General features: G+C 57.5%; 7 protein-coding genes and 1 pseudogene. 2 read left to right on the top strand and 6 right to left on the bottom strand.

The annotated features are described in order from the left end of the window. Positions 1-265: pseudogene (locus JKL46_RS33425) on the top strand (IS701 family transposase); the annotation flags it as partial. A 28-nt stretch (positions 266-293) separates the two neighbouring features. On the opposite strand, the gene JKL46_RS33420 reads toward JKL46_RS33425, so the two are convergent. From JKL46_RS33420 to JKL46_RS33395, 6 genes are all read right to left on the bottom strand, one after another. Further along, positions 294-1,409 carry a hypothetical protein gene (locus tag JKL46_RS33420; protein ID WP_201842689.1) on the bottom strand — a complete coding sequence of 372 codons (1,116 nt, stop codon included), beginning with the start codon at positions 1,407-1,409 and terminating at the stop codon, positions 294-296. Between the two features lie 1,573 nt (positions 1,410-2,982). Next, the gene (locus tag JKL46_RS33415; protein ID WP_201842687.1) at positions 2,983-3,831 is read right to left on the bottom strand and encodes a carbohydrate ABC transporter permease; all 849 of its coding nucleotides are present in this window, start codon (positions 3,829-3,831) and stop codon (positions 2,983-2,985) included. Positions 3,832-3,834: 3 nt separating this feature from the next. Then, positions 3,835-4,752 carry a carbohydrate ABC transporter permease gene (locus JKL46_RS33410; protein ID WP_210381545.1) on the bottom strand — a complete coding sequence of 306 codons (918 nt, stop codon included), beginning with the start codon at positions 4,750-4,752 and terminating at the stop codon, positions 3,835-3,837. Between the two features lie 132 nt (positions 4,753-4,884). Beyond that, the gene (locus tag JKL46_RS33405) at positions 4,885-6,135 is read right to left on the bottom strand and encodes an ABC transporter substrate-binding protein (RefSeq protein WP_201842683.1); all 1,251 of its coding nucleotides are present in this window, start codon (positions 6,133-6,135) and stop codon (positions 4,885-4,887) included. A gap of 166 nt (positions 6,136-6,301) precedes the next feature. Beyond that, positions 6,302-7,357: a mannonate dehydratase gene (locus JKL46_RS33400; protein ID WP_201842681.1), complete on the bottom strand. Its 1,056-nt coding sequence runs from the start codon at positions 7,355-7,357 to the stop codon at positions 6,302-6,304. A 13-nt stretch (positions 7,358-7,370) separates the two neighbouring features. Then, on the bottom strand, positions 7,371-8,453 hold the full coding sequence (locus tag JKL46_RS33395; RefSeq protein ID WP_201842679.1) for an IS481 family transposase: 1,083 nt from the start codon (positions 8,451-8,453) through the stop codon (positions 7,371-7,373). Positions 8,454-8,580: 127 nt separating this feature from the next. On the opposite strand from JKL46_RS33395, the gene JKL46_RS33390 reads away from it, so the two are divergent. Continuing rightward, positions 8,581-9,024 (top strand): PAS domain-containing protein, encoded by a 444-nt coding sequence (locus JKL46_RS33390; RefSeq protein ID WP_201842691.1) that lies wholly within the window; start codon positions 8,581-8,583, stop codon positions 9,022-9,024. Positions 9,025-9,111 lie beyond the last annotated feature (87 nt).

The following is a 9,111-nucleotide window of genomic DNA, read 5'->3' as shown; positions in this document are numbered from 1 at the left end:
GGCGATCGCCCGCACCACGCCAGCGTTGCTCGGCCTGTTCTCGTTGGTGACGGTGTGGGCGGATGAGGTTCTCAACGAGGGCTGGAAGCCACGATGCGCCGCTTGGTATGTGAAATCTCACCCGACCTTCAGCGATGCTCTGGCGGTTGTGCGCGCAAAACTGTGGGGCGCCAGTTTTGAAATGTCCCGGCAGGACCGGGAGCAGGTGAAAATCCCACGGGCGCTGCTCAACCGCCTCACAGAGGCCGCATGCTTCCCCACCTGAAAGTGCCAAACTCCAGCTAAGTGCATAATTATAGAAGGCGCTGCGTGACATTCTGATCGGCCAAGCGCTTGGTGCGGATTCGGCGAAGTTTTTCTTTCTTAAACGGATCGGAAGGGACGAAACTATTTGGATCACTGCCGACAACTGCTCGATAATCCGCGATATTTTCATTGGCCCGACGCAAGGAACGTGACGTTTCGTCAACGAAGGTTTCAGAGACCGTGATAGTATACTTGATATCGACCTTGCGCTTACCCGCGGTGATGTCGTCGCATTGAAGCTCCTTGATAACGCCGTCAGCTTTAAGGTTTTCCATGCCTTCCGTGATGCGGCGCATCGCGTCACGCGGACGCTTGGTTGAAAGGGCCGATCCGTCAATGACCTCCTGGGCATATATCACGTGCATATGCGGGTTCATGCGATGATATAGCACATCGTGATTGAGGCGCATGTAGATCCAACGCTCGATCGGTCCTCGCATCTTCATGACGGCTTCGTAGTTCATCTGGCGGAAGTCCAGATGCATCATCGCTTGCGAAACAAGCCAATTGAACTGGACCGTCGATTTAGCCCGCTCCTTGCCTCTGTTGGCGAATGCAAGCTGGGGAAAGGCAGCGCTGGAGATCACCCGTTCATGGATCTCCCCATCACCCCCGACATCAATTCGAATGATTTCGACGGTGGACTGGTGAAGGATAGTGAGCGCCTCGACGATCTCGTAGTAGCTGTATGTGTGACCGGTTCGGGCGAGCTCAGCCTTTACCTCGTTGATGCTGAACGAGACATTGACTTCGTCCTTAGCGCTGAGGCTGATCCTGTTACGCATCGCGGCGATACGGCGGATAACCCATTCGACTAGACGCTCGCGCTCGCCAGGGTACTGCTCGCTTTCTTTGCCGTTCTTGTCCTTGATGCGGGCTGGCTTGAGGGTGACTTGGTATATCTTGCCAGCAAGCGTGAATGTCCGTTCCAAGGTCTTCAGGTATTTCCCGTCCTTCAGATCGTCGGAGGCGCGAGAGGGAATGGAACGAGGAGCCACATCCCATAAGGAGATCGTATTAGTAATGCCAGGTTCTTCTACCACCCAAAGCTCGCCTTGGAGGCTTTCGCGGATGATAGCCATGGGCTTCAAAGCCTTCGACATAATGCGTCTCCTCGCCGGTCAAGGTACGTAGGTGTTCAAACTAGGCAATGCCAAATCGCTTAACCTGATGGGTTTGCCGTGGCACATAGTAGGTCTGAGCCGCACATTCAGTAGGTTTGGATCGCGCGTGTAGTAGGTCTGGGTCGCGTTTCCAGAATGGCGAATGTTCAAGAGGCTTCGCGGTCAGCGAATCTAGGGCTTATTCATACGGAGTTGAGGAAATGCGATTTCAACCCGCCACTCTAAGTGCGCGTCAAACCTACTAGCCTGGCGGGAGTCGGAGACAGCAATCGTAAGTGCCGTTCAAACCTCTCATGATGGCGCCGATCGCGAATCAACCCTTTCCGAACCGAGGTCTGGGCGAGCATATCGGGCCCGGTGGCCGGCAGGTGCGGGTCAAACCTACCGAATCTGGCGGGTCGGGCAGTAGGTTTGAATCGCTCCTGGGAAGGAGTGCGGCTCAGACCTACTGAGATAGTAGGTCAGACCTACCGAGGTCGCGCGTCATACCTACTGAGGCCGCGGGTCAGACCTACTATGTGCCCTATAGTAATTTGACAGTAAGTCCAAAGATTTAGCTTCTATTGGTCAGTTTTATGATGAGGCTGGCCATGACTAGTGCGTTCGACCTGCTGGAGACTATGGGGAGGGTATCCCGTCCCCAGCAAGCAGCAATCGCGGAAGAGGGCATCCATGAAGGGCGCTGGACGAGAGATCAGGTTGCGGCGTTCTTCGAGCTTCCGGAGCGGGAAGCTAAGCCCAAGGAGCGGCGTCCCCGAACTCCTGCAGTGACACGTCGAACACGCCTGTCTCGGCGCCGCTGTTCCTTCAGTCGGTACGTTCGGCGGTTCAGTATCGATGTGTTGGTTCATCCCAGTCTCAGCACCGGGGCGGTTACGACCCTCGTGTACCTGATCTCCCGCTGCGGCCGGCAAAAGCAACTGCAGACATGCACCTCGTGGCTGGCGGCTGATCTCGGGGTGTCTCCAAGGACCATCCAGAACCATTACCGTCAACTCGAGCAGGCTGGCTTTCTGGTTCGCTCAAGCCCGGATCGGCTTGGGCGGACAACGATCTACCTAACCAACCTGGTTGAGGCCCACCCATTACAAAAGGAAGAGGCTCAACCCGTTGCTCAGCATGGTAGGGGTGCGAAAATTCTTTCGCCCACCAAAGAAATAGATTCAATAGAAGGGGGGAAATCTCACATCCAAAGGGAAAAGCCCTATCGCGAAGCCCCCGGTCTCACTACGATTCAAAGGAGGTCGAAAGCGGAGAATGTTCCTGTCAGAGGCGGTTCGGCTCTGGCCTCTTATAGATCTGCTTGGAAAGGGCATTCGCCTTGCTCTTCAGCTCAAGCGCTTCAGCCTGGGAGAACTTGCGGCATCGGTCATCCACTTTGATCATCATGAGAGCCGTAGAAATTCCGACGATCGCACCAGATTCTATAGCTGCTCCCTATGTGGTTCGCTCTCGCAGGAATGGGCCAGAGCGAGCGGCAGGCGCAACCCGATGACGACGATTTTTGCGATTCCAGTTTATTCACATTCGACCCTGCACGCTTCTCGGACGTTCAGCCTTTCACCGAACCGGCCGTCAACCCGTGCACGATGAACCGCTGTGCCATGAAGTAAAGGATCACTAGTGGGATCGAGGACAGAACGGCGCCGGCCATCAGCGGCCCCCACGGCAGAACATCACTGGTGATGAGATAATTGAGGGCCAGCGGCGCCGTTCGGCGCGATTCGGATGTGATCAGCACAAGTGCCAGAAGAAGCTCATTCCAGGCTCCGGTGAAAGTGAAGATCGCGACAGCGGCGAGGCCTGGCGCCGAGAGCGGGAGCACGATCCGGAACAAAGCTCCAAGTCGGCTGAGGCCATCAATCATGCCTTGCTCCTCAAGTTCACGCGGTACCGCTGCGAAGTATGCCTGTAGCATCCAGGTGCTCACTGGAAGAGAGAAGGTCAAATAGACAAATATCAATCCGTAAAGTGTGTTCCCGAGTTGCAGACGCGCGATCAGGATCGACAGTGGGATGAAGAGAAGCGAGGTGGGCGTGAGATAAGCGAATAGAATGAGCCGTCCGATGAGCCCTTTAAAACGGTAGCGGAACCGCACCAACGAGTAAGCTGCAAGCGATGCGACCACGAGCGATATCAGCGTTACCGAAGAGGCCACGACGAAACTGTTGCGGATGGCGATGAGAAAGTCCTTGTCTTCAATGAGAATGCGGTAGTTTGCTCCGGTAAAAACCTGCGGCCAGAGGGACGGTACCCGGAAGATCTCGCGCGGAAGCTTAAGAGACGTGATCACCATCCAGTAGACGGGGAAGAGAACGAGGGCGAGCACGAGCGCCATCACTGCAACGATCGCGAGTCTTGCAATTAAGGGCCGACCCAGCAGCTCCGAATAAATTCGCATTGCTCAGTCCTGCTCATTGCCGTCGCCTTGCATGAGCGACGTCGTCATGAAGACGAGGATAAGAAGTGCCGGAAGCATGGCCACGGACACGGCCGCAGCCTCTCCGATGCGTTGCGTTTGCATGCCGAAATAGGCCAGAACTGGGAACACCATGGTGGCGTCGGAGGGACCACCCTGCGTCAATAGCCATACACTTTCAAAGGAGTTTGCAGTCCAGATTGAGGACAAGAGGGTCGTGATTATCACGATCCTCCTGATGCCAGGCCAAGTGACGGCGCGAAACCGCTGCCAAGCATTAGCCCCGTCCACGCGTGCGGCATCATAGAGCTCGGCTGGAATACTCTGTAGACCTGCCAGAATACTGACGAACCAGAACGGGAAGCCTCGCCAAACCGAGGCCACAATGACAGCCGGCATAGCAGTCGACCGCTGGCCGAGCCAGTCGACGATGCCGGGGTACAGTCCTGTGCTCGTCAGTACCAGATTAATGCCTCCCCCAATGGGTTGGTAGAGCACGCGCCAAGTCAAGAAAGCGACGAAGGCGGGCATGGCCCAAGGCAGCATCAGGAGGGATCGGAAGAGGCCGCGAGCTGGGATGCGCTCGTTGACGAGTAATGCGAGCCCAAGCCCAATCGCCAGCTTGAACACGTCGCTGACGACAACAAGAACAACGGTATTCCAGATTGCGCTGGTGAAGACCGGCGATCCTGCGAGATACCGGTAATTGGCAAGTCCGATCCAGTCGCCACCGCCGCCGACGACCATGTTTGTGAACGAAACATAGACCGCGTAGAAGAGCGGATAGCCGACGAGCCCAACGAGGAGCAACACTACTGGTAGGACGAGAGCGTATGCGAAGAGCTGCTGCTGCGCCTCTGCGGACGGGCGTGATTTGACGGTCGGGGATGGCCGCTGTCGCATAATTTTGGTCTTTCGGCTGTATTCGGACAGATCCGGAACTTCGTTGCATCCTCAGGAGTTGGCCGAACGGTGCAGCTTTGAAGGTGCTGGCATCCGCCTACTAAGTGCTACCGAAGTCAAGTGCCGCTGCTTCTATTTGTACTTGTCATAGATGGCCTGGGTCTGAGCCTGCGCCTCGTCCATGGCGCGTTCGAAATCCCAGTTGTCGATCACGATGCGCTGAATCATTTTAGGCACGACGAAGTTGTTCCACATATCGGCATAAGCCGCATTGTAGACGTCCGGATAGCCCGGCGCGGTCCCCTTCTGGACGAGGTCGAGTAGGCCCGAAAGGATCGAGTCCTGTGTAAACCCCCTGAACTTGGATTGGTCCTGTAGCACAGGCCCGTAAATGGCCGCGTCGAAATATGCATTCATGAAAGCCGGCTGGGCGAGATGCTCAATAAGCGCCTTTGCCGCTTCCGGGTTCTTGCTCGATTTGAATACTGCGCGAACCTGCGGCTGGATCGGTGAGATCACTCCCTTCGGCCCTGCGGGTAGAGAGGAATAAGCTGTGTCCTTGTAAAGCTCTGGGTCCTGGGTCTTGGCCGCGATACCAACCGAGCCCGTATTGGCGATGAAGGCTGTCTGTCCCGCAAGGTAAGCCTGATTGTCCCCTGCGCCATCCCAGGTTGTATTGCCGGGTGGGAAGACCTTCTTGTCCCAGGCATCCTTGACCCAGCGTAGGTATTCGCGGGTCTCGTTCGACTTTATCGTCGCTTTGGTGCCAGTGTCGTCGGCAATCCGGCCTCCGAAGGATTGCAGGGCGGAAATCTGCACGTTGCCGTCGCCCACGTTCGAGAACGCGAGGCCGAGCCCGAACACGGGCGGCTTGGTCACGACCGCAGCTTGCTGCACGAGTTCCTGCCAGGTGGCCGGTGGATTCTCGAAGCCTGCTGACTTGAGGAGATCAGTGCGCCGCAGGAGCAGGTTGCCCGATACGCCGAAGGGGATGCCGGTGCGTCCGCCTGCGACCTTACTGGTGTCGGTGGCCGCGGCCACTGGAGCGAACCAACCGCCATGCGCCTTGCCGATCGAATCGTACACGTCGTCAAGCAGTAGGAAGACACCCTGTTTCGACAGCACCATAAGAAGATCGAGACTCATATCGAGGGCGTCCGGCATGGTGTTCGACGCGATTGCTGCCGACACTTTCTGTACGGTCTCGTTCTGGTTGATCATCACAACTTCCGTGGTGATCCCGTTCTGATCACCCCAGGTCTTCACGGCCTCCTGGAGCAATTTATTGGCTTTGTCGGAAAAGATGAGACCTCCCCAAAACGTGAGCTTCGACCCCTTCTGGAGCACGTAGGGAGCTGCGAAGGCGCCACTGAGGCCTTTCATTCCGAGCGCGACCGTGCCAACAGCACCATGAAGGAAGCCTCGTCTCGTCCATGATCCGCGAGTAACCATCTGTTTCCTCCCTTGGAAAGCTTACGATGAGATCTGCTACGCCATTGCGAACCAAGCGCGTTCGTCTTTTTTGCAGTCGTAAAGTGATCGCCACCGCTCAGCGCGGTGCCAAGTGCGATGCCATTTGCATGAGCCCCTGCATGTAGCCTATCGCGTGCGCGCGGCCCCGATGGTTCCAGTCAGTGTCGCCATCCATGTGAGGAACGTGGTCATCAAGTAGGAAACCGGTAAAGCCATTTGTCTTGAGGAGAATGAGGGCCTCGGCGGGGTCGAAGTTCCCTTCGCCGATGAAACACTCCTGAAAGTTCGGCACGGTACCCTGAACGTCACGAAAGTGGACGTAGAAGATTTTACCTTTGGGTCCGAAGAACTCGATCATCTCACGAACGTTCTTGGCCCCGCCGGACATTTCTGAGCAGCAGCCTAGGCAAAGGTCAAGGCCCCAGGCCGGACTCGTCGGGTTGAGTTCCCATGCGCGCTTGAAGCCGGCGGGAGAGCCAAAGATGCGCGCCACGCCGCCGAGCATTGGAACAGGCGGGTCGTCGGGGTGCAGCGCCATCTTCACCCCTACTTCCTCGGCGACCGGCAACACCGCTTTGATGAAATAGATGTAGTTGTCCCACATGTGCTCGGCCGTGATGCCGGCATCGCCCTCGCCATACAGGGGCATGGCCTCCTGCCGACCAAGGCTCGTGGGGAGATATTCGCGCCACTCGTCTGGCGTAGACCTAGCCTCGATAACGGTCATGTCGAACTTGGTGCAGCCCGCCCCTCCGCGGCCCGGTGCAAGGCGTTCTGTACGCCAGACAGAATTTGGCATGAAGTGGAAACCAAGGATAGGGATGCCGGCCCGTCCCATGTTGCGGAGCGTGGTCCGGTAGTGCTCAATCTGCTCGTCACGGCCTGCCAGGCCCAACATCGCCTTATGGTAGAAATGGACTGGCACATTCTCGATGGCTTCGAGGAGAAGGCCATACTCCCTACATCGCTCCACTAGGCCACAAAGGTCTTTCTCCTCCCAGTGCGTCTCCCCAGGGATGATCGGGGTGTTGAGCTGGATGCCAGCGACGCCGATCTGCGCCGCATAGCGAAGTTTCTCGTCCGTTAATTCGTTGAATTGACCAACGGCGATCCTCATCTCCAACTCTTGCATGATGCCTCCTGCGTCAGCCCAATGGGCAACGATCCTGTGCAGCTCTACAGTAGTTCACACTGCGTATCTGGTTCCACAGTGTAGGACCAATACCATTTACTTGTCGAATGTTCAGTCCCGGCATTTGATGGACCGGATCAAGTTTGAAGCGTTTGGGCTCCTTGAGCCAGGTTTTGCAGATGAACTCGTAGGGTGTGAGGCCCTTTAGGGTCTTGAGCCTTCGAGCGAAGTTGTAGGCGCTCACGAAGTCAGCCAGATGCTGCCGGAGTTGGTCATGGCTGTCGTAGTAGTAGCGTTTGACCGTCGCGTCCTTGAGGGTGCGGTTCATCCGCTCAACCTGACCATTGGTCCAGGGATGTCTCGGCTTGGTCAGGCGATGGTCCACATCGTTCTGGGCACAGGCATACTCAAACGCATGGGCCCGGAAGATCTCGCCTCGTTTCATCGCTTTCTTGATCAGCGGGGCTGCCGAAGCGGTGTTGCTGGGCGTGGTGAAGTGAATGCCATGGTCAGTCAGGACCGTGTACACCTTGTAAGGCACGGCCTTGATCAGCGCACGCAGGAAGTCGCCGGCGATGCCGGTGGTCACCTTCTCGTGCAGCTCCACAAAGGCAAACTTGCTGGTGCGGTCAATCGCAACCAGCAGATAGAGCCTTCCCTCCTCAGTGCGCACTTCCGCAATGTCGATGTGGAAATAGCCGATCGGGTAGCTCTTGAACTTCTTCTTGGCGGGCTTGTCGCCGGTCACCTCGGGCAAGCGGCTGATGCCATGGCGCTGCAGACAGCGATGCAGCGAGGAGCGGGTCAGGTGCGGGATGGTGGCTTGCAGGGCGTAGAGACAGTCATCCAGCGGCAGCAGGGTGTGCTTGCGGAAGGCGACGACGATTGCCTCTTCCTGGGCCGAGAGCACCGTGGAATGCGGTGCTCTCGGTCCCGTCGGGCGATCTGCGGTGGCGTCCCGCTTCTTCCATTTGGCGACGGTCTTAGGGTTGATGCCATGGCGCTGGGCCAGGGCCCTCAGGCTCGCTTGACTATGTTGTATTGCTCGACGGATCGCCTCAGTCGTCGTGGCGCTCCCATGGAGAACCTGGCCCATAGCGCGTCCCTCCATTCCAGAGATAATATCGCACCATCAAACCCTGGGATCAAACACCTAGGTCAGAGCAGATCGGAATCCCAGCCGTCCCGTCGGCTCAGCGCGTCCTGGACGCTGTCACTGCCCAATCGCGGTTCTTGACCAGTCTGGAACGATTGTCGCCACCAATCGGGCGTGGCAGGACTTCGGTCACGCCAATCAGGCCCGTGACAGCTCGCAAATCGGCGTCAACTACCTTGAGGTGCTCGCGCGTGCGACGGGAGGCGATGCTCCCTGCGCGAAAGCGGCTGCGACCGGCATCCGGTCGGTCCTGGCTGGCGACCGCACCTTTGTCCTGGAGTATCCGTGCCACTCCCCCAATGAGCAGAGATGGTTCCAGCTTCGGGTGTCCCGACTGAAGCACGATGGTGCCGCGTATGCGGTCGTGATCCATCATGACATCACCGCGCGGATCCTGATTAAGCAGGAAAAGCAGGCCTATCTTGCCAGGGCTGAGTGGCACCAGGAGCAACTCAAGGCCCTGGCGGCAGCGTCGGCCCGGATTGCGGCGGCCAGCACGCCAGAGGCCTGAAGCTGGCGAACTAGGTCGTGGACTCATAACTGCGGATCCAAATGCGGGCTGACACCAGCTTGATGGCGGCCAGGAAGTTGTCTGGGT

Origin of the sequence: Microvirga zambiensis WSM3693, from assembly GCF_016735695.1 — a bacterium.
Classification (GTDB): Bacteria; Pseudomonadota; Alphaproteobacteria; order Rhizobiales; family Beijerinckiaceae; genus Microvirga; species Microvirga zambiensis.
The sequence above is the reverse complement of the archived record's forward strand: the minus strand, read 5'-3'. Positions and strand labels throughout refer to the sequence as shown.